Genomic DNA, 24,390 nt, shown 5'->3' on the forward strand with positions numbered 1-24,390 from the left:
CGCTTACCGAAACAGTCCAAATGCCGAAAGACTCCTGCCGACCTGCTTAGTTCGCCTCCGGAAGCCCTTCTTTCAGGATTCGTTTCATTGCCCGGAGCGTTTCGTCGCTGACGTGGTGCTCCATTCCTTCGCTGTCCACCGTCGCGGTCGCTTCACTGACGCCGAGTCGCAGTAGAAACGATCGAACGACTTCATGCCGGTTGCGAGCCTTGGTTGCCATCCGCTTGCCCTGCGGGGTCAGCGTGATGGGTTGATAGGGTTCGGTCATGACCAACCCATCGCGTTGCAGACGACTGATCGTGTTGTTCACCGTCGCGTGCGTGACGTCGAAGTGACGCACCAAATCGACGGCGCGGCAGATTCCGTTTTCCGAAATGGCTTCCGCGATGGCTTCGACATAGTCCTCCGCCACTTCGCTGGCGTGATCGGATCGAGTGCGGTGATGCGATTGAGAAGGCAAATTGGGCCTCTTGAGACCGTGCAGCTGCAATGGGGGGAGTTCGTCCGCATTCTAGCATCGGAATCTGGGGCAGAAACCCACTTGCTTTCGCAATCGCCCGTTGATAGCCTCTGCTAAGAATGTTAGCACGAGCTAACAAGAGAAGGGAGGCTGGAAGAGCATCCGGCCGGAAACGGCGGTGCTCTCTGCCGGGGCTTTTTCGTTTTTTTTTTGGCTTAAAACTTAGTGTTGGCTAAGTTTGTGTTTGGGAGAGATTGGATGAGACGGGTTTCGTTGAGATGGAATGCAGTGAATCGTCGTGACGCTCGCGAGCGGGGGATGTTTCGGGCGCCGCGATGGAGGTCGGGGTTCACGCTGGTGGAACTGTTGGTCGTGATCGCCATCATTGGTGTTTTGGTGGGGCTGTTGCTGCCGGCAGTTCAAGCCGCTCGGGAAGCAGCGCGGCAGATGTCGTGCAGCAACAACCTTCGTCAGGTTGGCTTGGCGGCCCAGAACTACCATTCCGCGTATCAGCGATTCCCGGCCGGTTACGTTTCGTTTTCAACCAGTTCTGGTGTGGCTCCCACGTCGGTCGCGATGGATCCGGTGACTTGGGACGCGGGGCCCGGTTGGGGATGGGGAACGGGGTTGCTGCCATTCTTAGAAGCCACGGCTTTGTCAGATCAGTTGCGAATGGACGAACCGATCTGGTCGTTGGCAAATGAGGCCGCCATCGGATCGCGGGTTCCCACCTTTTTGTGTCCCAGTGCCGCAGGGGGTGACGCGGCGTTTGATGTGCAGGACGGCGCTGGCAATCCGTTGCAAATTGGCGGTCGGGGCATCCAGCTCGGCCGCAGTCACTACGTTGCCAGTCACGGGCAAGAGAGTTGCTGGGGCGAGTGTGGGTCTGCCGCGACGGGAATTGTCTTCACCAACATTTACACTTCGGAAACGAAGACGATCGTGATTGATGGAGACGCAGGGCGTGTCGCCGATGGTCCGTTCTATCGCAACTCGAGAACTCGATTCCGAGACGTCTTGGATGGGACCAGCAACACGATCTTCTTTGGCGAGCACACTTCCTCGCTGAGCGACAAGACTTGGGTGGGCGTTGTGCCGGGGGCGTTCACGCATCCTCGTTATGAATCACCCGAAAACGGTCCCGATGCCGCGGCGACACTCACGTTGGTCCATGCCGGGCCTTCCGGCGGCGAACTGGACATCACGGGGTATCCGATCATTCACCCCGTGAATTTCCCGACGTACCACGTGGGGCAAATGGTGTCGGATCACCCGGGCGGAGGCATGGTCGCTTTCGGGGACGGATCGGTTCGCTTCATCAGTGATTTTGTGGATCTGTTTCTCTGGGCTGAAATGTCCAGCATGAACGAGAGCGAAGTCATCGATTGGGAGAAACTCTAATGGCGAGTGCGAAAGCGGTTCCCAGTGAAAAGCGAACTGCATGGATCAAGTGGGCGTGTTCGGCGGTCGTTGTTCTCGGACTGTTGTTGTTCTTCTATCCTCGCGAGAAAGTCGAACTGAACGACCAGGGGTACGACGCCTCGGTGGCGCTCTATCGAATTTGCAATCAGAAAGATGGGACATCTCTTCAGAAGGTCGCCGATCAAATCGTTCAGTGGCGAAGTGATGGAACGCTTTCCGAGCAATCCCACTCGTCGCTTCAGCGGGTCATCGAGTTGGCCAGCGCGGGCGACTGGAGGCAAGCCAGTCGAGAGTGCCGGCAAATGATGGAGGATCAGGTGCAAAGGTGATGCAAGCCAGGTTTTGAGATCCTGGCACGAGCTTGCCAAGGCGAGATGGCATCTTCGTGAAGTGGTCGCCAAGCGTTCGGGCGATGTGTTCCGGGGTGGCTGGTTTTCGACCGACGGTGTCGACACGTCGAGGAGAGAACGTTGGATCACGGGTGTGTTTTGTTGCTGATTCGAAGGGAATTGATTGGCTCGATGAAGGAGGAGCGAAATTTGGGCGAAACGGTGGAACAGAGACCACGCACTGGAACACAAGATGCAGACATCTTCGACAGCCTGAGTTCCCTTTGTGCTCAGGACATTCCCCGAAACTTGTATGGAGATCCAGATGATGAAATTGCGATTCACTGTTGCTGCCGCTGCACTCACCGTGTTGACCGGACTGCCCGTTGCCAACGCCCAGCAAGGAGCCAATGGGGGTTCGATTCTGGATGGTCAACTTCAAACCCCGCAGAACCAAGCCGACTCGGGCCGCTATGAAGCACGGCGAACGACCACCGACAGTCGCCAACAGCAGCCCACCGTCACGCAAGCGATTGTGCAGAAGCTGCAAAAAGCCAATGAGAATGAGATCGAGTTGGCGAAGATGGCGATGCAGAAAACGGATCACGACGAACTGAAACAGTTGACTCAAACAATCGTCCGCGATCACGAAGCACTCAATCAAAAGCTGCAGCAATTCAGCAGCCAGCATCAAGGCAATTCACAGGGCCAGCGGGTGCCCGCCCAGCTTTGCCAAATCGCGGACCAAGCCTGTGACAACGCGATGAAGATGACCAAGGACATGCTGACCAACTACGAAGGTCAGGACTTTCAGATGGCGTTCCTCGGGCAGCAATGCGTGGCTCACACAATGATGTTGGCGGAACTGAAGGCGATTGAAAGCACCGGTCCGCAGGAATTGCAACCAATCGCTCAAGAGGCCATTTCGAAGATCGAAAAGCATCTTGAGAAAGCCAAGCAATTGGCAAAGAAACTGGAGGACGACGAAAAACAACGGTCATAGTTGTTGGGCTGCCAAGCTTGTGTTGTGGCGATGCATTCTCATCAGCGCCGGGACATGGTCGCGGCGCTGGTTTGGACGTTAGCCTGGGCTGCGAAATGTTCGGTCTTGATAGCGTTTTGGGCTGCCCAGGTTTTGTTCCTCGACTTTGCCCCAACGGGGCAGCCCTACGCCAGCCCAGGGCAACGCCCTGGGTTGCGGCTTCCGTGTCAACGCCAAGCATTCAGCAGGCCAGCGTTAGGACCACGTGAACAACAAGTGACGTAGCGGAAGGGCGCAAGCCCTCCGGTTCCTCACCGGGCGACTTGCGCCACACCGCTAATATCGTCACTTGTTGTTCACGCGTTGCTTAGCCCCGGTTGTATGTGAGAGTCGTGGCTCCTGCTGACCTGCGAAGGGTTGAACGCTCAGCCGAGTTTGACGCCGTTTGGCATTGGTTTGTCTGGGACCGCGAGAATCACGGATCCATCATCGCGGTACAGACCCGTGAGCAGAAACTCAGACATGATCGGCCCGATCTGCTTGGGCGGGAAATTGACCACGCCGAGGATCTGGCGACCGATCAGTTCTTCTTTGGTGTAGTGCACCGTGATCTGGGCACTGGTTCGCTTTAGCCCCAAGTCCTCGCCGAAGTCGACCGTGATCTTGTATGCGGGCTTGCGAGCCTCTGGAAAGTCCTCGACCAGCGTGATCGTGCCAACTCGGACGTCAACGTTTTCGAATTCTTGCCAAGTGATGAGAGACATGGTGTGTTTGTTGGAATGGTGTGGTCGGACGACGTCCTTTCTTCATCCCGGGAGGGATGTCAGATGGTAGCCGGGGGTTGCTGTGTAGCAGCATACCCCCGGAAAACGAGCCCCAGAAAAACTCTCCATCCCGCCGTGGCCATAGGCCACGGCGGGATGGAGAGGGGCGACGCGGATGACATGTCCGTCGGTGACGCTATCACTTACCGACGGCTACTCTCTGATATCCCTGCCGGGATGAAAACTTGCGCAACAACCCAAACATCGAGCAGTCCAGGCGAACGCCCTGCTGGCAATGCTCTCCGCTCTGGTTCGGTGATCATCGAGCCTTGGTGAAATATGTTATCTGAATGACGTGGGATCTCAAGGTTCCTTGATTCCCACCCGTTAGCGAACGATGGTGCCCGGCACCATCCGACGATCCCAACCTGTAGCTCGGTGGTCCCCCACCGAGACGATCTCCTAAAAGATCCCCGTCCCCTTTAGGCGGCCGTCGGAGAACCGACCCAGTTGGGTCTCCTGAACGTGGGAAACCCTCGTCCATTCAAGATCTGTCATCAGTCTTTCGTTGGGAACGGAAACGAAAAAGGAGGTGCCTGATTTGGCTTTGTGACCAGGCGATCAATGATCCGAGGAGGATCGCATTCCATTGAAGGAAACAGATTGCAACGCTTGGCCAATTGAGCGAGTGATAGGTCTCAAAATCCGATAATGGAAGGTACCTCCAGAACTTCTGCCTGAGGATTTGTTTGTCAATTGTCACCATCTGTTCCATTGTCAATGCAGCCCATTATCAATGCAGCCCAGTGTCATGCCGTTCTCTTTCGGATGCCAATTCCAGGCAAGTCGTTCAACGTCAACTTGCCATTGATGACTTGGACTCCTTCGTAGAGATCGTTGCTGATCAGAAGGTTGCCATCCAGATCGGCCCAGTCGACCAGCGGCGATAGCTGGGCGGCGGCGGAGACGGCGCACGAGGTTTCGGTCATGCATCCCATCATCACCTTCATGTCCAGCGCTCGGGCCACGGTGATCATCTTTTGAGCCTCCCGCAAACCGGTGCTCTTCATCAGTTTGATGTTGATTCCGGAGTACACGCCTTGAAAGTCGGCCACATCACCGAGGCGTTGAAAGGCTTCGTCGGCGATGATCGGAAGGGGGCTTTTGGCGGTCAACCAAGCCAAGTCGTCGACCGCCGTTTTCGGAAGCGGTTGCTCCACAAACTCCACACCCTGTTCGGCCAACCAGTGCGTCATGTCCAGTGCCTGGTGCTTGTCGGTCCAGCCTTGGTTCACGTCGACATAGATCGGCACATCGGTCACCGACCGAACGGTCTCGATCATTTCGCGATCGTTGCCTCCGCCCAGTTTGACTTTCAAGACTTTGAAGCGAGCGGCCTCTTCCGTCTTCATCTTCACCACCTCGGGTGTGTCGATGCCAATCGTGAACGAGGTGACGGGCGTGTTCGCGGGATTGATGCCCCACAGCTTGTGAAGTGGTTGGTCGACCAGTTTCCCAATCAGGTCGTGCAGCGCGATGTCGACGCAGGCTTTCGCGGCGCGGTTGTCTTCGTCGATGGAGTCCACGTAGGGGAGGATTTCGTCGAGCAGAAATGGGTCGTTGAACTGATCCAGTTTGACCTTGCTCAGAAACTGCATCACCGATTTCTGTGACTCACCCAGGTAAGGCGGCAGGGAGGCTTCTCCGTAAGCGGTGTGCCCTTCGTATTGGATTTCAGTCAGGACGACGGGGGTGGTGTCGCGTGAGTTTCCGGCGACGGTGAAGGTGTGTTTGAGCTGCAGTTCATAGGGGCGGAAGCTCAGCTTCATTTTCCCGTTTCGAATTAAATCGGTCGCCGAGCTGGGGGCTGTGGAGGCTTCCTGTGCTGTGCCAACGGTTGTTGGCAATGCGGTCGCCAGGGCACTGGCTCCCAAGCCTTTGAGAAGGGCTCTTCTTCCTCGATTCATTCCGTGCTCCTGATGATTTCGTTGTAAAAGTCGTTCTTGGGGATGGGAAGGAAGCCCTTGGGATCTTCGCCGATGATCCTGACCGCTCGGACGAAGATCGCGGGATAGCTTTCGATGAAGTTGGGTTGGGCGCTGTCCATGCTGTTGATGCTCACCCGTTCTCGGTAGCCCGCTGAATGGATGAATTCCCCTTCGCCGATGTACATGGCAACATGGGTGACACGCTCTTCCGTTTCGGGCGTTGCTTTTCTGCCAAAGAACAGAAGGTCCCCCGGTTCCAAGTCGTCCGAGACAAAGTCGGTTGTCACTTCCCTGCCAATGTTGGCTTGCATGTTGGAATCTCTGGGCAATTGGATTCCGTTCATGAAGTACACGTTGCAGATCAGTCCGCTGCAGTCGATGTTCTTCGCTGACATGCCTCCCCATAGGTAGGGAATGCCATGGAATTTGAGAGCTGTTTGGACCAGGTTTTCTTGCAGGGTTGCTTGAAAGAAGATCGCATCAGCCGGACGCAGATGGCGACTGTCCACCCAACCGAGGCGTCCATCGGGATAGCGGATCTGGGTGAACCCCGATTGCTCCGAGACTTTCCGCACGATGTTTCCGACCACCAGATCAGTCATCGGCATCGAGGTCACATCTGGGGTGCTGTAGGCCAGTCCGGACTGAGCGGTGTAGATGACCTTTTCTGCGTCCCGGTAGGTCTTCAGTTCTTTCGGAGCGATGCGATGCACTTCGGCTGAATTGACCCAGCCAAGGTATCCATCGGGAACTTGGATCAGACACTTTCCTCGCTCTGTCTTGAGAACTCGAATCGGAGTTCCCAGCAGGGCCTGCGTGACCAGTTCGGTTTTGCTGCTGGGGTCGCGTCGCAAGTGGATCACGGAATTGTTCACCAAGGCGTTGACCAGCGTTCCGGTTCCATCTTTGGGGAGCAGCACCAATTGGTTGTCCACCGAGGGAAACTGTGTCTCAAGGGCTTGCTGCACCGCGGCATGAGTTTTTTGGCTGGACAGGTTCCCTTGGACCTGCCAATGGCCTTCAGCTTTTTGAACCTGGACCTCCCACAGTTGGATTCGCGAATCAGGTGCATGCGTCTGACGCAGGGAATCCAGGAGCTCATTCAGTTCCGAATGAGTGGGCGTCGTCGGGACGGCGAACGTGCAAGCAAGCAAAAGCGGCAGGAGCAGGGTCATCGAAGTTCTTCCGCGAGCTGAGTGGCAGAGCAATTCACATCACGTCGAAGTCTTGGTCCACTTCTTGGGACGGCAAGGCAGATGGAACACGGCGATTGTACGTCAAAGCGGTGTTTGTTTTTCGGGGAGCGGTTCTTCAGTCGGCAAAACGAGAGGCCGCGTTCATCGAAAGGATCCGTAATGGGGGAGTGGGCGTTCTAAATGCACGAGGTTGGGAGGATCCTGTTCCGTCATGGTTGTTTGGTGAATTTCGCTGCGGCCCAGTGTTTCGCTGCGGCCCAGTGTCGCGTGGAGCCATTTTGACGTCGCGGGTCACCGGCGAGGTTCGTCGCATGGATAGATTGGAAGGCGAGCCATTCTCGTCTGCCTTCCTCCCTGCTCTTCTCTCGGCGAAACGATGTCAAAGATCTCCAAGCGTTCTCTGGACTTCCAAACGGGTGACGAAGTCATCGCTGAAATCAATCGATTGCAAGCGGAGGGTTACACGCAGAGCAAGAACTGGAACCTCACCCAGATTTGTGAGCACCTGAACGTCATCATGACCGGTGGCATGGAAGGGTTTGGCTTTCGTCTGCCAAAGGTTCTTCGTGCCACGGTGCTCAAATGGATTTTCGGCCGAATCCTGCGGCAGCGAAGAATGGCCAGTGCCCCAACGCTGGATCGATTGAAACCCAAGTCGCCGGATGGTCCGGACGACTCAAAGGTGATCGAGGAATGCATCGCCACCATTCGGCGGGCGAGTGCGTTTGAAGGGTCGATGGAAGAGTACCCGTTTCTGGATGGCCTGACGCCCGAGCAGTGGCGTCAGTTCATGTGGATTCACGCGGCGCATCACCTTGGGTTTCTGGAACCCAAGTGAAGCTTCGTCGATGGCTCAAGTACAACCCAGGGCGTTGCCCTGGGCTGGCATAGGGCTGCCCCGTTGGGGCGAAGTTGAGGAACAAAACCTGCGCAGCCCAAAGCGGTGTCAAAACCAAAGATTTCGCAGCCCAGGCTAACGCTCAAGCGGTTCACATGAAAAATCGAAGACCGACTGGATCAATCGCCCGTTCGCGTCGCTCCGCTAAGAAGCGAGAAGTTGCTTAGCGTTTAGGAGCTTTCCCGCTGACTTGCCAGTTGGGGTGCGGCACGTGAGCTTCGTCCATCAACGTTTCCAATTGCTTGACGATCTCGGGATGGTCGCTCGCCAAATTGGTTGATTCGCCGATGTCCGCTTTCAAATCAAATAGCTGGGTCGGGCCGGTCATCCAGGGTTGGCGAATCGCTTTCCAGTTCCCGCGTCGAACCGCTTGTCGGCCACCCTGTTCGTAGAATTCCCAGTACAGGTACTCGTGTGGTTGTTGGGCTTCCGGTTGGCCAACGATGGTTGGTGCGAAGCTGATGGAATCCGTGTCTTCGGGGAAATCCGTCCCCGCGAGCTCCGCAGTGGTCGCCATCAAGTCACCGAAGTAGCCGACGTGATCGGAGACCGTTCCCGGTGGAGTGGTGCCAGGCCAGCGAACGATCAGCGGGACACGAATGCCGCCTTCGGTCAGGGCTCGCTTCATACCCCGGAGAGGGCCACTTGGACCGAATCGTTTGGGATCGTGGCCGCCTTCATTGTGCGGGCCGTTGTCGCTGGAGAACATGACGACGGTCTGCTCGTCGATTTGCAGTTCTTGGAGCAGATCGAGGATGCGACCAACGTCCGAGTCCATGCGAGTGATCATCGCGGCTTGGCCCTTGTCTTGGTCGCTCCAGTCTCTGTCGGCGTAGATGCCGAGGTCAGGGACTTCTTGTCCGTTGCCGGTCATCCCCGTTGCTTCGTTGTTCGCATGCGGGATCGTGAGCGACAGGTACAGGAAGAACGGTTCTTGTGCTTTTTCACGAATGAAACCCATCGCTTCATTCGCGATCAGGTCGTGGGAGTAATCGACTCGTTTGGTCGCCCGTCCGCCGGTGAATCCACCGTAGGATCGGTCACGTCGCTGGACCTCGTTTCGCAAAGCGACTTTGGATTCATTTCGCCAGAGGAACTCGGGGTAGTAGTTGTGTGCGTGGACTTGGTTCAAGTAGCCGTAGAAGTGATCGAAACCTTGTTTGCGTGGCAAGCCTTGGCGACCACCCAGGGCTTCATCGCCAAGTCCCCATTTTCCGCACAGGGCGGTGGAGTAGCCGGCGGACTGGAGCACTTCCGCCACGGTCACGTCCTCGTCGCGGAGCGATTGCTTGGACATGTCCGATCCGCCCGCGTTGCCGCGAACGTGGGTGTGTCCCATGTGCATTCCGGTCATCAGGACGCTGCGTGAAGGTGCACAGACGGTGTTGCCGGCATAGAAGTCCGTGAACCGCATGCCTTCGGCTGCCATCTGATCCAGGCGAGGCGTTTGGATCAGTTCTTGGCCGTAGCAACCCAGGTCACCGTAGCCGAGATCATCGGCCAGAATGAAAACAATGTTGGGCCGTTTGGCGTCCGCCGAGGAACTGGACGGCGATGTCGCCAAACCAAGCAGGAAGAGCGACGTTAGAACAGCGAAGGAAGGTCGAAGGACAGAAGCCAGTCGCATGAAGGTTTCTCGGGCGAGGTGGGGATGTTGGGGGCAGCGATCCTGAAGATCAGCCGCTCGCATTCTAGTCGCCCACGCAGAGCCAGTGAGAGCGATCTGCGCCGACGACTTTTGAAAACACACCGATTTTGGCGGCAGGGACCGCCCGAATTCAGCGGTTCCGATTCAGCGATCTCTTGCCGCGGGGGCCGGGTATTTCTCCAAGACGATCGACAATTGCTTGACCACTTCAGGGAGATCCACGGCCAGATTCTTGGTCTCGAGTGGATCGGTTTGGTAGTCATAGAGTTCGAGGGCGGGGACGTCGTCTCCACCGATCGTTTTCCACTGCACCAAGCGATGGCGTTCGGTCCGAATCGCTCGGCCCAGTTTGCGTTTGGGGAAAACGTGGTAGGCGTGTTCACGAACTCGTGCGGAAGGGTTCTGGAGGACCGGGACCAAGCTGACTCCGTCGATCGGTTGGGGGCCCGTTGGTGCAGGCAGGCCCGCGAGTTCGCTCAACGTTGGAAAGAGATCCACGCTTTCGGTCAATTGCTTGGTGGAGGTGCCCGGCTGAGTGACACCCGGCGCGGTGATCAAGATCGGAATCCGGTTGGCTTGTTCGTAGTTGGTGTGTTTGGTCCAAATGCCGAGGTCACCGAGATGAAAGCCATGATCGCCCCAAAGCACCACGATCGTGTTCTCGGAAAGTTCCAAGCGATCGAGTTCGGAGACCACTTTGCCGATTTGGGCGTCGACGTAACTGACGCTCGCGTAGTAGCCGTGAATCAAATTGCGTTTGAGATCGTCGCTGAATTCTGCTTTGGGTTGTGTGGGGACAGGTTTGTAGTTGGAGATTTCGCCGCCGCGTTTGCCGGCGACCTGCGGTGCATCGACGGGCAACGCTTCGTGTTCAGGCATCGGCAGCGAAGCTGGGTCGTAGAGATCCCAGTACTTCTGAGGGGCACTGAATGGCAGGTGGGGACGAGCGAAGCCGGCGGCGATGAAGAATGGCGTGCCTTCGGTTTGTCGGCGTTGCTTTGCCGCTTGCAGCCGTTGAATCGTTTCCGCTGCGACGCGACCGTCGGCGTAGTCTTCGTCCTTTGCTTCGGGCGATTCATACGCGGCTCCGCGAGGAAGTGATTTGATTTGGTCCAGCATCTGATTGGTGAAGTAGGCCTCTTCGCGGGTCAGTTGCCCACCATCGGTGCTGTCCGGTTCCAGGTACTCGATGACTTTTTCTTTGAAGTGGGGAACCGAGAACGACTCTGGGTCGCCATGGTTGCCGTGTCCAATGTGAAAGATCTTGCCCAGAGACTCGGTCCGGTAGCCACCGTGTTTGGCAAAGTGCTGTGGCATCGTGACCGCCTCGGGGATGATCTGACGCAGTTGGCTGCCCAGGCCGTACAGGCCAGTTGAGGTGGAGTGTGAACCCAGCATCAAGGTGAAACGCGATGGCGCGCAGACGGCTTGGTTGCAGTACGCCATGTCGAATCGCATCCCGCGACCTGCCAGCGAATCGATGTGTGGTGTTTTCGCGATCGTGTCGCCGTAGCATCCCAGGGCAGGCTTCAGGTCATCGACCAAGATCAGCAATACGTTGGGCCGTTCTTTCGCCTGGGCAACGGAATTGGGTGCGAGCAAACAACAGGCGGTGAGCGTCAGCAACGTGACGATCGTTTGGATTTTTGACGGCATTGGGATGAGGGGATTCGCGTGGGGAGGGGGAGGGGCGAAACGCTTGATTGAACGGTTCAGACGATCGGATTGTCGATCGATGGTTTGGGGGGTCTTTCGATTGGTTGTCATCGCGGCGAAAGCGACATCGTATCTCAGTTGTGAACCAAAGTTTCACAGGAGATCGATAGGTCGTTGACGCCATTCGTGGAGCCATTTTGCACCAGATCTTCGCGAATGGCAACTTTGGAGTTGGTTTCGGTCTTCGGGCAACTTCTTTCCAAAGATCAATCGGAGGTTGCTACAGCGTCAAGAAGTTCTCAGCAACCAATTGACGAGATGGATGGGGAATTGATGTCGATTAGAAATTTTGTCGAGAGAACGCGGTGGCTTGTCGTTCAAATAGGTGGGGGCGTCTCGCTTGGACTACGATTGGGACGTTTCGCCTCCCACCATCGCTTCGAGTTTTCTCACAGCAACCTTCATTGTCGGCTTTCGTTTGGCCGATGGAAGCGTTGTCTCGATTGTCATCGCCAACGTTGTCGCACATCTCATGTTGTTCCGGTTGAAACGCACGATGAAGCATCCTGGCCGCAAGCGGCGTCGATTGCGAGGCGAACCGTTGGAAGCTCGACAGCTGATGGCAGCTGATTTCGGTGGGTACCGTCACAACATCTATGACGCGGAAGACGTCAACGATGACGGTCGTGTTTCAGCCATCGACGCGTTGTTGATCATCAATGCGATGACCAACGAGATCTCGCGTGATGAAAACATGTTCACCGATGTCAACGGTGATGATCGACGCAGTGCTTTGGACGCGCTGCGGGTGATCAATCGAATTGAACGCGGCGATGGATTTCCAGTTGATACCGATGCCGACGAGGAACTGAACCCGCCGCTTCCGGAGACGCCGTCTGAGGTTCGTTCGATCGATGGTACCGGAAACAATCCTAACGATCACTTTTGGGGCAGCGTTGGGCAACGTTTGATACGCATGGCGCCGGCTGCTTATAGCGATGGGATTTCAAAGCTGGCGGGAGCGGACCGACCCAGCGCACGCGAAGTCAGCAATGTGTTGTCGGCAATGAACACCAGTCAGGTGCTCAATGATCGTGGGCTCTCTGCTTTTGTTTACGTGTGGGGGCAATTCATCGATCATGATTTAGGGTTGAGCGAAAGCGACGAGCACGGAGAGGCCATCGACATCGCTGTGCCAGAAGGAGATCTCTGGTTCGATCCGACGGGTTCTGGTGAAGCGGTGATTCCGATGAGGCGAACGCCGATTGCGGAAGGAACGGGAACATCGATCGACAATCCAGCTCAACAGTTCAATCAAATCACGGCCTTCATCGATGGCTCGATGGTTTACGGGAGTGATGCGGCAACCGCAGAAGGTCTGAGGACGTTTGTGGGTGGTCGAATGGCGATCTCCGACGACGGACTGCTTCCTTTGGACGAGAGCGGAATGGTGATCGCCGGCGATGTTCGGGCCAGTGAAAATGTCGGCTTGACGGCGATCCAGACGCTGTTTGTCCGGGAACACAATCGCTTGGCCGACGAAATCTTCGCCACGGACCCCGAAGCAGCCGATGAAGAAATTTACCAGCGAGCCCGGTTGGTCGTGACCAGCTTGATTCAATCGATCACTTACAACGAGTTCCTGCCGGCACTTTTGGGCGAGCACGCGATTGCGGCTTATCAGGGCTACGATGCGTCGGTGAATCCTGGGATCGCGAATGAGTTTTCGACCGCCGCGTTTCGGCTCGGTCACAGCACGCTCCGTGATCAAGTGGGATTCATGTCCAATGACGGACGTGAGAGCCAAGACGAGATGGATTTGAAAGACGCGTTCTTTCACGCGTCGATGTTGGAAGAGACCGGAATCGATTCCCTGTTGAAGTTCGACGCGTCCGTGCAGGCTCAGGAAGTGGATTTGGTCGTGGTCGATTCGTTGCGGAACTTCTTGTTCGGGCCTCCGGGTGCGGGCGGGTTGGATCTCATTGCCATGAACATCCAGCGTGGCCGCGACCATGGCTTGAGCGATTACAACGCGACCCGGGAAGCATACGGTTTGAGTCGAGTGGAATCGTTTGGGCAAATCACCAGCGATGTGGAACTGCAGCAAAAGTTGGCTTCGCTGTACGGCAATGTTGACAACATCGATCTTTGGGTTGGCTTGATGGCCGAAGATCACCAACGCGATGCCTCGGTTGGCGAGCTGACTGGCAAGGTCATTGCCGATCAATTCCAGCGGGCTCGCGACGGCGATCGATTCTTCTATCAAAGCGTGTTGACTGACTCAGAGATTGAGTCGATTGAGCGTTCCACTTTGGCAGACCTGATCGAACGCAACACGAGTGTGGAGGGGCTGCAAGAAAACGTCTTCTTCATGCAAGTGGAACTTCGCGGGCGAGTCATTTTGGCCAGCTCCATTCCGCCGACGACCATGCCGGGCGATTTGCGTGAGGACGAGATTCGAGGTGTGCCGGGAGTGGCGATCGAGTTGATTGGCGCGAGCGGCGAACTCGTTGATTCCACGGTGTCAGATCGATACGGGAATTATCGCTTTCGAGCGTTGGACGAGACAGGTGATTACCAGGTTCGTTTGTCGGATTCCAGCGACGCGATCGATGTTCTCGTCGCTCACGGTGCCGAAAGAATTCGCGGTCTGGATTTTATCGTCCTCGCCTGAGAGTTCGGCACTGGAAATGCCGCTGAGCGGCGACGGGTGAGCAAAGCGACGCACCACTTGCCGTCGCTCTGCGACTTTTGTCACGCTGATTTGGGACATGTCGGAGTGGTGGGATTGGCCGCGGAAAACGGGTGTTTCCATAAAAATGGCGTGGGGATGTGACGTGGCGGGCAGGATGGTGCCCTTTCTTTGTGGCCCATCAGATGAACGCGTGGTCGGAGCCCGGTTCGTGATGGGTTGGGCTGGCGATTGGAACGATCGCAGGTGCCTCCCCTGTCCCTTTTCTATTTGCAGTGCTTGTCCGATATGATTCAGCGGAAGAAACAAACACGTCGTCTCGCGATCCAGTCTCTGGAAACACGCCGAGTGCTTGCCGCCAGTTTGGGCTGGGATGGTCCGGGACTGGGCAGTGCCGCCCTGACCTACACGATTTCGGGATCGCCGAGTTCCCTGACGCAGGAAGAAACCGACGCAGCGATCGAAACGGCATTCGATGCTTGGGCCAGCGTGGCGGACATCGAGTTCACGGAAGTCGACCAACTGGGACTGAGTGATTCGATTGATATCTCGTTCGAGAACTTGGACGGAGGAGCCGGCACGCTCGCCCAGGCGTATTTTCCCGACGACGTGAACCCGGCTCGGTTGGCAGGTGACATCCAATTTGATCTGTCGGAAAACTGGGAAGTTGGCAATTCACTTGGAAACGCCGCGTTTGATTTGGTTTGGGTGGCGGTGCACGAAATTGGTCATTCGTTGGGGCTGGATCACACCGATGCCTCTGGAAGTGTTTTGGCACCGTTCGTTTCCGCCAATCAATCGTTCACCCAACTGGATGAGGATGACGCGATTGCGATCACGCAGTTGTACGCGGCGGCGGATACCGCGGCGGACGAGACCGAAGAGGAATCGGAAACGGCGGACGATGTTGAAGTGCCCGCTGACACCGAAACGATGGATGCCGACGACGATCCGGTCTCGGAGGATCCCACGACGGAGGATCCTGGAAGCAATGACAACGGCGAAACGGAGACGGAGGCCGATGAGCATCGGAGCCGGTGGTTTGCTTGGAATCGTTGGTACCGAAACAGTTTTCGGCAACGGTTCAGTGGACGTTTGGAGGTGGAGCTGAATTCTTACAACTACGTCAATCCGACGGACGTCAACGAGGACAACAGCACCACTGCGTTGGATGCTTTGATGGTGATCAACCAGCTCAATCAAACTTCCGATGGCGAATCCAGCGAGGTGGCGACCGACGGGTTGTGTGATGTCAACGGCGACGGAACGGTGACTTCCTTGGACGCTTTGTTGGTCATCAATGCGATGAACGACGCCGACGTTGAAAGTTTGGTCTCCGAAACAGAGGCGGGGGAAGCGGAAGAATCAGAGAGCGACGTGGAATCGGATACCTCGGATGACACGGAAGTCATCGTGGATGAAGAAGATGATTCGACCATTGATGAGGGTGGTTTGGTCGACGAGCCGACATCCATGGAGGAGGAAGATTGCAATCATGGTTCGCATGAATTTCAGCATGGACCGCACGGTTCGTTCCCAGTCGGTTTGGTTGACGGAGACGTGGAGGCGTTGATGGAGCGATGGGACACGGACGGTGACCAGTTGTTGTCGGAAGCAGAGGTTCCTGAGCGACTGTGGGAAAAGTGGGCCGAGTTGGACACCGATGCGGATGCGGATGGTTTGCTCACGACGGAAGAGCTCGCCGCAACATTCTTGACTGTTCGAGAAGAAAGATTTCTGTCCAAAGACGCCGATGGCGATGGCTTGATCACCGAGACCGAGGTTCGCGATCAACTCTGGGCGAAACTGTCCGTGGCCGACGGGGACGCGGATGGGGGTGTTTCGTTCGCTGAGTGGGAAGCCTATCGAGAGGAATCCGCGATCGCAGAGGAATCCGCGATCGCAGAGGACGAATCCGGGCTGTCGCAGTTCGCTCGTGTCGACGCCGCATTCAGGGAGGTGGGGAGGTCTACCCCTCGTGCCCGTTTTACTGGTTTTCGTCGCTGAATCAGTGATTCTCAAAGAAATTGCAAAACGGACTGGCGGTTTTCTGTTTGCCCCGCAACTAGTTCCTTGCGAACGATGATGCGAAGTCAGACTACTCTTCAGAAGGCAATGCGATGGTCGCCACAGACTCCTCTTGGACGGCACGCGAAAATGAATCCAGTGACCGAGAAGGCTGGGGCAATGACCTCGGGTTCATTGAGTTGCTGGATCATGCGCGGGCTGGTGACCGGGATGCTCTCGGGCGATTGCTTCAGTGGTACGCGAATTACCTGACGATTCTAGCCAGCACCCAGTTGGATCGCCGGTTGCGCAAACGCGTCAATCCGTCGGATATCGTTCAAGAGGCGATGTTGGAAGCGCACCAAGACTTCGGCGATTTTCGTGGGACCAGCCAAGGCGAGTTGCTGTGTTGGTTGCGAACGATCTTGATTCACACGTTGCATCGCAGTTTCAAGCGTCACGTTCAAGTTCAGAAGCGAGACATTCGTCGCGAAGTCTCTTTGGAAGCGGTCAGCAATCGATTGGAGGAATCCGCCTGCAATTGGGCGGGGATTTTAGCAGGCAATGAACCCTCGCCGAGTGCACCCATGCGTGCTCGAGAAGGAGCCGTGGAATTGTCCAATCAGCTCAGCAAGCTCAAACCGCATTACCGCGAAGTGATCGTTCTGCGCGTGCTGCAAGGGCTTTCGTTTGATGAGATTGCGGAGCGGATGGATCGCAAGTGCGGGGCTGTTCGGATGCTTTGGCTGCGTGCATTGGAAAGTTTCAAGGCGTCCGAGGGGCAGCTTTGATGGTCGCTTTCCAGCATTCGGAGGCGGATTCACTTTCGGCGGATCCTTCGCTGCTGCGCGGGTTGAACGAAGAGCAACAATCACGGCTGACCAAGTTGCTGGATGAGTATTTGGTTGCGTTGGAAAACGGCGAGAGTTTGGATGCGGATGAAATTGTCCAGCAAAATCCCGACTTAGGATCGGTCTTTCACGCGTACCTTGAAAAACTGCGTGCGCTCTACGGTGTCGCGGCGGGCATGCAGGCCACGCTCGATGCGCCGTCTGTTCCTCTTCCCACGAACAAGCAACTTGGCGACTTCCTTTTGCACCAAGAAATTGGTCGCGGTGGGATGGGAGTTGTCTACGAGGCCAGCCAGCAGTCGCTTGATCGACGCGTCGCGATCAAGTTGCTGCCGCTGGCTTCCATGTTGGACTCTCACCAGATCGCAAGGTTCAAGAACGAAGCTCATGCGGCTGGTCTGTTGCAGCACCCGCACATTGTTCCGATTCACAGTGTCGGTAGTCATCAAGGCGTCCATTACTACGCGATGCAGTTCATTGACGGAATTGCTTTGGATGCATGGGTGCGAGAACGCCGTGAAGAGAAGATGGCTGAAGAGATCGGCAATGGATCGGTAGCGTCGTCCGGTGAAACTCGCACTGAGTCGGCGGAGCAGAAGCGAGACGCTTGGAAACAAGTGATCCAGTGGGGGATCGACATCGCCGATGCGTTGCATGTTGCACATGAGAACGGCGTGGTGCATCGCGACGTGAAGCCTTCCAATTTGATGCTCGATCGATCTGGCAAAATTTGGGTCACCGATTTTGGATTGGCCCGTTGCCAGACGGAGATGTCGCTAACCCGATCCGGTGATGTGATTGGGACGATGCGGTACATGAGTCCCGAACAGGCTCGTGGGCAATCGGCTTTGATTGATGGACGAGCCGATGAGTATTCCTTGGCTGCGACGTTGTACGAATGTCTGACGCTGCGGTACGCTCATGAAGGAGACGACGCGGCAACGATTCTGAAGCGAATCGACAATGAGGAGGTGATCCCCTTGCATCTGTTGCGGCCCGATTTGCCTCGTGATTTGGGGACGGTCATCGCGAAAGCCATGTCGAAGAATCGCGAAGATCGATATGAAACTGCGAATGAGTTTGCCGATGACATGAAGCGGGTGCTGCGAGGCGAACCCACGATCGCCCGACCACCGTCCATCGCGGATCGGTTGGTTCGGCTGGCCTCCAAACATCGTCGTGTTGCGTTGGCAGCCGCTTTGATTGTGACGCTGGGTTTGGTCGGTTCCGCCATTGCCAATGCCAAGTTGGCGACTGCAAAGCAGGCGTCGGACGAAAATGCATTGCGGGCCACTCGGGGCGAGTTGCTGGCGCGAGGGGCCTTGGATCGGATGGGGACGCGCATCGCCGAGTTGCTGGTTGATATTCCCGCAGCGGACTCGGTACGCCGTTTGTTGTTGTTGGAAATGTTGGACTACTACGAACGGTTCGCCGCGGAAGTCAAAGACGATCCAACGCTTCGAGAGGATTTTGCGATGACACTCGCGAAAGCGGGGGCGTTGCAGTCGGAACTTGGCGACAGCGAGCAGGCGATCAAAGAGCTCAAACGCAGTGAATCGATTTACGCGGCGTTGGCGGAGGACGCTAGGCTCAATGATCCCGTGCGGTTGCACTGGTCGACTTGTCAGAACAACTTGGCACAGGCCTTGGTTCGGGCAGGAAAACTCGAAGACGCTGCTCGCTACTTCGTGCGAGCGATGACGACCCAGCAGACGCTGACTGATCGAGGCGATTCGTTTCCTTCGCAACGAGAGGCGGAGGTGTCGCTCGCGACCACTTTGAACAACATGGGTTTGTTGTTGATGCGAACGGACGCGACGTCCGAGGCCGAAAAGCATTTTGTCAGAGCGATCGAGCGACTTCAGCCTTTGTTGAATGAGTCGGTCTCGGAAGCTGAACGTTTGCCGGGATCGAAGGCTGATCCCGTTCCACAGAAGCTTGCGGCGGTGCAGTCCAACTTGGCCGGCTTGTTAACCGAATCGGATCCTGAAAGAGCAATTCAGCATGCGGGCCAGGCACTCGATTCGCAATTGAAATTTTTGCAGTCAGACCCCGGTGATGCGAAGGTTGCTGGGCAGACGATCGTGACACTGAACACGCTCGGTGCCGCACAGTCAGCAACGGGACGCCACACCCAGGCAATCAAGACGTTTGAACAAGCGATTGAGATTGGCAGCCAAGTGGTTGTTCGTTGGCCGAATCATCCCAATTATCGACGGGATCTCGCCTTGAGTTTCAATCACCTGGGTTTGACTCAGTCGAAGAGGGGGGCTCTGCAAGAGGCTCGCAAGGCGTTTGAAAAGGCATTGGAAACAGGCCAGTCGCTGGCGGTCCAATTCCCGGAGGATGCTGAGACTCAGAGCATGCTCGGCGGGGTTTGGAATAACTACGGTTTCTTGCAGCAGCAACTGGGGGAGACGGAATCCGCCGCCCGAGCGTATTCTCAAGCAATCAAGCTTCAATCCGTCGCCGTTTCGGTTGCTCCCGAAGTTGCGCGTTACAATGACTACCTGCGAAAGCATCAGGCCAATCATCAAAAAGTGATGGCATCCAATGGAAATTCGCGGCGTCAAGAAGAGCCACAAGGATTGACCCATGAAGCCAACTGAAGACTCACGAATTTTACTGCTTGAACAACTGGAATCACGTTCTTTGTTGGCGGGTGGGATTCTTGCTCATTCAGATGCAGGGGGTGGCTCGCAGGAACTCGATCGCTCGCAAATCGATCGAGCCATTCCGGCATTGCAACGAACGGTTGCATCGATCCAGGCCAGCGGCTCACGTGACGGTTCGGGGATTCAGACACTCGATGCACGTGGACAAGGTTCGGGTTCCGTCCGACCGATCGAAGGCTTTTCGTCCAACTCTCATCCCGGGTCATCGTCGGATCAACGTGGCGGTTTGGGCCAGCGTGATGCTCGACAAAGCAATTCAGGACTGCAAAGTCTTGGGAATGAATCGCGAAACAACCAATCACGGAGTGATTTGAACCGGAGCGGTTCGTTGCAGTCGAGTTCCCTGACCTCCGCGGATCGTTCGCTGGCCAGTGATAGTGTTCAGCCGATTCAGTCCAGCACCGTTGTGGTGGTGGTTCAGTTCGTGACCACTTCGCCACGACCTGACAACAGTGTGAGTGTTGACAGTGTGCTGAGTGGAGGAAGCGGGCGGTCATCGGTCGGTCAAGGGACCGTGTTGGTGCGCGCGAACTCCAGTGCAGCACCTTCCGAGCAAAGCGTTGCCGGTGGAAGCGATGGGTTGAAGGCGGCTGCATCGGATGCTGTCACGGCAGACAGTGGGCCAGTGCAACAAGATCAATCGACCGTGGAAGGCGCCGTCGACGCGACCGCAGTCGCTGCCGCAACGACGACGTATGAACGGACGAACTCAACCACAGAAGGTTCGCGAATCGATCTTGCCGACTCCTCTGCCTCAAGTGCTGCGAGCGATGTGGATGGCGGCACGATCGATTGGTTGCCGCGAGTGTCCAGCGACGATGTGTCGTTGGATTCGTCTCAAGCAGATGATTCGTGGGAATTGGACGAAGAAACACTCGAGCATCTGCGTGAGGTGGCTCGGGCTGCATCGGATAAGGATGCAGACGACGTTGAAGCGACTGCGGCTCGTGATGCCGGTGAATCGTCGCTGCTCGAAGGTCACTCCGTCGATGATGCTCTGGCAACTTGGTTTGGTTCACCGACCGGGTTGGTCGATGGAATTCGATTCCAAGGCACGTTGCCAACCGTCGTTCCGACGCTGTCGCCGGGAATGGTGGACATTGCGTTGGACGCAACGGTCGGAGTCCATCGAACCGTGGGGTTGATGGCGTCGTCCGAAACGGTGTCCAGGCCAGTCGCGGTGGACGAAGTTCGGGACGCGGTCTTGGCGGCAATCGCGTTTGAAACCGACGTCTTGGCTCAGCCTGCACTCGATTCTCGGCCGCTTCGTTTGTCTGGGTTGGCGTATCCAGGAGCGGCGATCGTCGCGGGGGCTCTGGCGTTGAATGCTCGTCGTCGCCGAGATGAAATGTTGCTGACCAGCCGTTAAGGAATGGTGACGTGGCGACCGGGAGTGGTGGTCGTCGTGTATCTTGGGGGAGCACGGAACCCAGGCAGACTTTCTGGGTTGAATGCTTGATTGGGCGCGTTCTGGACGTTCCCTGCGATTCCCCACCGGCATTTTGGAGCTGGAATTTTGCGACACTCGACCTTTTTTTGTGGTTTGGCACTGTTGGCATGCTGTACTCCAAACGCCATTTCGTCCGCGACGGGCAATGATGTGAACCGCGATTGGCCTCAGTGGCGAGGTCCTGATTCGTCGGGCGCCGCTCTGGAATCCAATCCGCCGACGACTTGGAGTGAGTCGGAAAACATTCTCTGGAAAATTGACGTTCCTGGCGTCGGAAGCAGCACGCCAATCGTTCTCGGTGATCGGGTGTACGTCAGCACGGCCGTGAAAACCGAGCGGATGGTGGAAGGTGCTGGTTCCAGCGAAGCACCCGCCGAGGCGTCGCAGGAAGCCGCTCCGCCACGCGGGAACCGACGCGCTGGAGGCGGACGTCCGGAAGGTGGACGCGGGGGACCGGAACGCGGCGGGCGAGGTCGCGGCGGCCGAGGTGGTGAGGCGAAGCCGACGAACTATCACGATTTCATGGTGATTGCTTACGACCGCACCGACGGCAAAGAAATCTGGCGGACATCGTTGACGCAAGAGGTGCCTCACGAAGCCGGTCACAACACCAACACGCTGGCATCGGCTTCGCCCATCACGGATGGCGAAAAATTGTACATGTCGTTTGGGTCGCGAGGTGTTTTCTGTTTGGACCTCGATGGCAAGCAGTTGTGGAGTGTCGACTTGGGCCAGATGCAAACTCGCAATCAATTTGGCGAAGGCAGTTCGCCTGCCGTCCACAACAGCACCTTGGTTGTGCCCTGGGATCATGAAGGCGAATCCTTCATCGTCGCCTTGGACGCCGCGACCGGAGACGAAAAATGGCGTCAAAGTCGCGATGAACAAACGACTTGGTCGACGCCACTGATCACCGAGTACGAAGGCCGCACACAGGTCATCACCAATGGTTCCAAGCGAGTCCGCAGCTATGACTTGGCGACCGGAGAACTGATTTGGGAATGTGGCGGGCAGGCTGGTAACCCGATCCCCTCCCCCGTTCGTTTTGAAGACAATGTCATCGTGATGACCGGCTTTCGTGGTTACGCGATTTATTCGATTCCACTGAGTGCCAAGGGCGACATCACCGACAGCGACGTGATCACTTGGATCGAAGAAGATGCGGCTCCCTATGTGCCTTCGCCGGTGCTTTACAAAGGTCAGCTGTACTTCGTGAAGGCCAACAACGGTGTTTTGGTTTCTCGCCAGGCGAAGACGGGAGAATTGGTGATCGACCAAACTCGTCTGCCAGACATCGCATCGGTTTATGCCTCGCCGGTTGCCGCGGCGGATCGCGTGTACTTCACCGGTCGTGATGGAACCACTCTGGTATTGCGCCATGGCAATGAGTTGGAAGCCATTGCCACCAACAAGTTGGATGACGAAATCGATGCGTCGGCAGCGATCGTCGGCGACCAGATCTTTCTGCGTGGCAAGTCACATTTGTACTGCATTGGCGAGTAGCAGTTGACGTGTCACAGTTCGTGAGTCGTCTGGATGTGGCTGGCGAACGATAGTGTCACTCCGGATTTGTTTCTCAAGCCCCTTCCACGTACCCCCTCAAAAGGTTGAGTTCAGAATGTGTGACCAGGATCATTTCGAAGAAGATCTGAAGAAGTATTCGCGTCGTGATATCGGAACCTTGGCCGCGGCTGGAATTGGTGCTGCCATGATGCTTCCCAAAGTCGCCGACGCGGCGGAAGTCAGCGGACGCGACGTTGAGATCGAAACGCCGGACGGCAAGTGTGACGCTTACTTCGTGGCTCCTTCCTCGGGATCGCATGCGGCTGTTTTGATCTGGCCGGACATCTTTGGTTTGCGTCCTGCCTTTCGTCAAATGGGAAAACGCTTGGCCGAATCGGGGTACAGCGTGTTGGTGGTCAATCCGTTTTATCGCCAACAAAAAGCTCCGACGGCCGCCAATGGGGCCAACACGTCGATCGCAGAGGTGCGGCCTTTGGCTCGCTCTCTGACCCCGGAAACGCACACCACCGATGCGCAAGCGTTTGTGGCTTGGTTGGACAAGCAAGCCCAGGTCGACACGGGCAAACCGATTGGCACAACGGGCTATTGCATGGGTGGGCCAATCGTCTTTCGAACCGCCGCTGCGGTTCCCGATCGCATCGGTGCGGCAGCGACGTTCCATGGTGGCGGATTGGTGTCCGACGGGGACGACAGCCCGCATCGGTTGATTCCAAAGATGAAAGCGGACTTTCTGATCGCGGTTGCGGAGAACGATGACCAACGCGATCCGGAAGCGAAAACCGTGCTGAAGGAATCGTTTGAAGAGGCCAATCTCGCAGCTGAGATCGAAGTCTACCCTGCGGGGCACGGTTGGTGCCCTCCCGACACGCGAGTTCACAATCCAGAGCAAGCTGAGAAAGCTTGGAGCCGGATGCTCGCGTTGTTCGAGAAGGCCTTGGCCTGAGGCAGCATTCGCAGGCAATGGCTGGGCTTGATAACTGGGCCTGATAACTGGGAGGCGACGGTCTGGTTGACGTCAGGATTGGGACGCAATATCGTTGATCGTCGTTGGACGATTGCCATCTGTCACGATTTGGTTGTGGCGACCGTCCTTTGAATGTGTACCGGTTTTCGCCTGCCCTTGAGAGTGTCCATGAGTGAGCTGCGCACCATTGGTTTGTTCCCATCCTTGGATGCCTTTGTTCAACAACGTCGCACTGAGACGGACCAGATCCCCGAGGATCGCAAGGGCGATCTGAAGCAATTGGCTGGGTACATTCGCGACGAAGTTCAGAAGTTGGAACGGGTGCAATTGACCTTCATTTGCACCCACAATTCACGCCGCAGTCATTTGACCCAAATTTGGGCCAAGGTGGCCGCTGATCTGTTCGGGCTGGAGAACGTTCAAACGTTCTCTGGCGGCACCGAAGCGACGGCGATGAATCCTCGTGTGGTGGAGTCTTTAAAACGGACGGGGTTTCAGGTGGACGTCCAAACCGAGGATGAGAGCAATCCGACTTACGCCGTTCGCTATGCAGACCACAGCGAACCGTTGCTGTGCTTTTCGAAGGTTTACAACGAGTCGCCCAATCCGACCGCTCAATTTGCGGCGGTGATGACGTGTTCGAGCGCGGATCAGGCTTGCCCGTACGTCCCGGGATGCGACCTGAGGTTGCCGATCCGCTACGAGGATCCCAAGGTCTCCGATGACACGCCGGAAGAAGCTGAAATTTACGACGGACGCTCTCAGCAGATCGCCCGGGAAATGCTTTACGCCATGTCGTTGATTTGAGTCGTTGCACCGTCCGATCTTGGTGTCGGTCGTTCTTTGGGATGCTGGCGTGGCGTCGGTGGAGGCATGTGGTTTGC

General features: G+C 56.5%; 18 protein-coding genes. 12 read left to right on the top strand and 6 right to left on the bottom strand.

From position 1 onward, the window contains the following. Positions 1-46: 46 nt before the first annotated feature. A complete protein-coding gene (gene mntR, locus RISK_RS02055) occupies positions 47-460 on the bottom strand; it encodes a manganese-binding transcriptional regulator MntR (RefSeq protein WP_047812573.1) in 414 nt (137 codons plus the stop codon). Positions 461-778: 318 nt separating this feature from the next. Here mntR and RISK_RS02060 point away from each other — a divergent pair, with 318 nt between their 5' ends. From RISK_RS02060 to RISK_RS02070, 3 genes are all read left to right on the top strand, one after another. Then, the gene (locus tag RISK_RS02060) at positions 779-1,861 is read left to right on the top strand and encodes a DUF1559 domain-containing protein (protein WP_047812574.1); all 1,083 of its coding nucleotides are present in this window, start codon (positions 779-781) and stop codon (positions 1,859-1,861) included. Further along, entirely contained in the window at positions 1,861-2,211 is a 351-nt protein-coding gene (locus RISK_RS02065; RefSeq protein ID WP_047812575.1) for a hypothetical protein, read from the top strand. The genes RISK_RS02060 and RISK_RS02065 overlap by 1 nt, the downstream gene beginning before the upstream one ends. A 325-nt stretch (positions 2,212-2,536) precedes the next feature. Beyond that, a complete protein-coding gene (locus RISK_RS02070; RefSeq protein WP_047812714.1) occupies positions 2,537-3,214 on the top strand; it encodes a DUF4142 domain-containing protein in 678 nt (225 codons plus the stop codon). Between the two features lie 404 nt (positions 3,215-3,618). Here RISK_RS02070 and RISK_RS02075 read toward each other — a convergent pair whose 3' ends face one another. From RISK_RS02075 to RISK_RS02085, 3 genes are all read right to left on the bottom strand, one after another. Next, positions 3,619-3,957, bottom strand: a complete 339-nt coding sequence (locus RISK_RS02075) for a tRNA-binding protein (protein ID WP_047812576.1) — start codon at positions 3,955-3,957, stop codon at positions 3,619-3,621. 809 nt (positions 3,958-4,766) lie between these two features. Further along, positions 4,767-5,924 (bottom strand): dipeptide epimerase, encoded by a 1,158-nt coding sequence (locus RISK_RS02080; RefSeq protein ID WP_047812577.1) that lies wholly within the window; start codon positions 5,922-5,924, stop codon positions 4,767-4,769. Next, entirely contained in the window at positions 5,921-7,120 is a 1,200-nt protein-coding gene (locus RISK_RS02085; protein WP_047812578.1) for a C40 family peptidase, read from the bottom strand. Before RISK_RS02085 ends, RISK_RS02080 begins: the two co-directional genes overlap by 4 nt. Positions 7,121-7,517: 397 nt before the next feature. Here RISK_RS02085 and RISK_RS02090 point away from each other — a divergent pair, with 397 nt between their 5' ends. Then, entirely contained in the window at positions 7,518-7,979 is a 462-nt protein-coding gene (locus RISK_RS02090; protein ID WP_047812579.1) for a DUF1569 domain-containing protein, read from the top strand. Between the two features lie 223 nt (positions 7,980-8,202). Here RISK_RS02090 and RISK_RS02095 read toward each other — a convergent pair whose 3' ends face one another. Together RISK_RS02095 and RISK_RS02100 are read right to left on the bottom strand one after the other, a co-directional pair. After that, positions 8,203-9,666: an arylsulfatase gene (locus RISK_RS02095; RefSeq protein WP_047812580.1), complete on the bottom strand. Its 1,464-nt coding sequence runs from the start codon at positions 9,664-9,666 to the stop codon at positions 8,203-8,205. 165 nt (positions 9,667-9,831) lie between these two features. Then, a complete protein-coding gene (locus RISK_RS02100) occupies positions 9,832-11,343 on the bottom strand; it encodes a sulfatase (RefSeq protein ID WP_047812715.1) in 1,512 nt (503 codons plus the stop codon). A 532-nt stretch (positions 11,344-11,875) separates the two neighbouring features. Between RISK_RS02100 and RISK_RS02105 the strand changes: the two genes are divergently transcribed. The 8 genes from RISK_RS02105 to RISK_RS02140 all read left to right on the top strand — a co-directional run bounded on the left by RISK_RS02105 (position 11,876) and on the right by RISK_RS02140 (position 24,313). Then, positions 11,876-14,017 carry a peroxidase family protein gene (locus RISK_RS02105; RefSeq protein ID WP_047812716.1) on the top strand — a complete coding sequence of 714 codons (2,142 nt, stop codon included), beginning with the start codon at positions 11,876-11,878 and terminating at the stop codon, positions 14,015-14,017. Positions 14,018-14,323: 306 nt separating this feature from the next. After that, on the top strand, positions 14,324-16,042 hold the full coding sequence (locus tag RISK_RS02110) for a matrixin family metalloprotease (RefSeq protein WP_047812581.1): 1,719 nt from the start codon (positions 14,324-14,326) through the stop codon (positions 16,040-16,042). Between the two features lie 113 nt (positions 16,043-16,155). Continuing rightward, positions 16,156-16,833, top strand: coding sequence for a sigma-70 family RNA polymerase sigma factor (locus RISK_RS02115; RefSeq protein ID WP_047812582.1), 678 nt, complete (start codon positions 16,156-16,158; stop codon positions 16,831-16,833). Continuing rightward, positions 16,833-19,502: a serine/threonine-protein kinase gene (locus RISK_RS02120; protein WP_047812583.1), complete on the top strand. Its 2,670-nt coding sequence runs from the start codon at positions 16,833-16,835 to the stop codon at positions 19,500-19,502. Before RISK_RS02115 ends, RISK_RS02120 begins: the two co-directional genes overlap by 1 nt. After that, positions 19,489-20,937, top strand: a complete 1,449-nt coding sequence (locus tag RISK_RS02125; RefSeq protein WP_047812584.1) for a hypothetical protein — start codon at positions 19,489-19,491, stop codon at positions 20,935-20,937. Before RISK_RS02120 ends, RISK_RS02125 begins: the two co-directional genes overlap by 14 nt. Positions 20,938-21,084: 147 nt before the next feature. Beyond that, the gene (locus RISK_RS02130) at positions 21,085-22,521 is read left to right on the top strand and encodes a PQQ-binding-like beta-propeller repeat protein (protein ID WP_047812717.1); all 1,437 of its coding nucleotides are present in this window, start codon (positions 21,085-21,087) and stop codon (positions 22,519-22,521) included. A 115-nt stretch (positions 22,522-22,636) separates the two neighbouring features. Beyond that, positions 22,637-23,485: a dienelactone hydrolase family protein gene (locus RISK_RS02135; RefSeq protein ID WP_047812585.1), complete on the top strand. Its 849-nt coding sequence runs from the start codon at positions 22,637-22,639 to the stop codon at positions 23,483-23,485. Positions 23,486-23,668: 183 nt separating this feature from the next. Then, complete coding sequence (locus RISK_RS02140; RefSeq protein ID WP_047812586.1) at positions 23,669-24,313, top strand: low molecular weight phosphatase family protein; 645 nt, start codon at positions 23,669-23,671, stop codon at positions 24,311-24,313. Positions 24,314-24,390 lie beyond the last annotated feature (77 nt).

Source organism: Rhodopirellula islandica, from assembly GCF_001027925.1.
GTDB lineage: Bacteria > Planctomycetota > Planctomycetia > Pirellulales > Pirellulaceae > Rhodopirellula > Rhodopirellula islandica.

Excerpts from the sequence above, each read along its gene's own strand:
- RISK_RS02090 (WP_047812579.1), top strand. The coding sequence starts at position 7,518 with ATGTCAAAGATCTCCAAGCGTTCTCTGGACTTCCAAACGGGTGACGAA.
- RISK_RS02125 (WP_047812584.1), top strand. The coding sequence starts at position 19,489 with ATGAAGCCAACTGAAGACTCACGAATTTTACTGCTTGAACAACTGGAA.
- RISK_RS02085 (WP_047812578.1), bottom strand. The coding sequence starts at position 7,120 with ATGACCCTGCTCCTGCCGCTTTTGCTTGCTTGCACGTTCGCCGTCCCG.
- RISK_RS02065 (WP_047812575.1), top strand. The coding sequence starts at position 1,861 with ATGGCGAGTGCGAAAGCGGTTCCCAGTGAAAAGCGAACTGCATGGATC.
- RISK_RS02115 (WP_047812582.1), top strand. The coding sequence starts at position 16,156 with ATGGTCGCCACAGACTCCTCTTGGACGGCACGCGAAAATGAATCCAGT.
- RISK_RS02070 (WP_047812714.1), top strand. The coding sequence starts at position 2,537 with ATGATGAAATTGCGATTCACTGTTGCTGCCGCTGCACTCACCGTGTTG.
- RISK_RS02080 (WP_047812577.1), bottom strand. The coding sequence starts at position 5,924 with ATGAATCGAGGAAGAAGAGCCCTTCTCAAAGGCTTGGGAGCCAGTGCC.
- RISK_RS02120 (WP_047812583.1), top strand. The coding sequence starts at position 16,833 with ATGGTCGCTTTCCAGCATTCGGAGGCGGATTCACTTTCGGCGGATCCT.
- RISK_RS02095 (WP_047812580.1), bottom strand. The coding sequence starts at position 9,666 with ATGCGACTGGCTTCTGTCCTTCGACCTTCCTTCGCTGTTCTAACGTCG.
- RISK_RS02100 (WP_047812715.1), bottom strand. The coding sequence starts at position 11,343 with ATGCCGTCAAAAATCCAAACGATCGTCACGTTGCTGACGCTCACCGCC.
- RISK_RS02105 (WP_047812716.1), top strand. The coding sequence starts at position 11,876 with ATGTTGTTCCGGTTGAAACGCACGATGAAGCATCCTGGCCGCAAGCGG.
- RISK_RS02110 (WP_047812581.1), top strand. The coding sequence starts at position 14,324 with ATGATTCAGCGGAAGAAACAAACACGTCGTCTCGCGATCCAGTCTCTG.
- RISK_RS02075 (WP_047812576.1), bottom strand. The coding sequence starts at position 3,957 with ATGTCTCTCATCACTTGGCAAGAATTCGAAAACGTTGACGTCCGAGTT.
- RISK_RS02060 (WP_047812574.1), top strand. The coding sequence starts at position 779 with ATGTTTCGGGCGCCGCGATGGAGGTCGGGGTTCACGCTGGTGGAACTG.
- RISK_RS02135 (WP_047812585.1), top strand. The coding sequence starts at position 22,637 with ATGTGTGACCAGGATCATTTCGAAGAAGATCTGAAGAAGTATTCGCGT.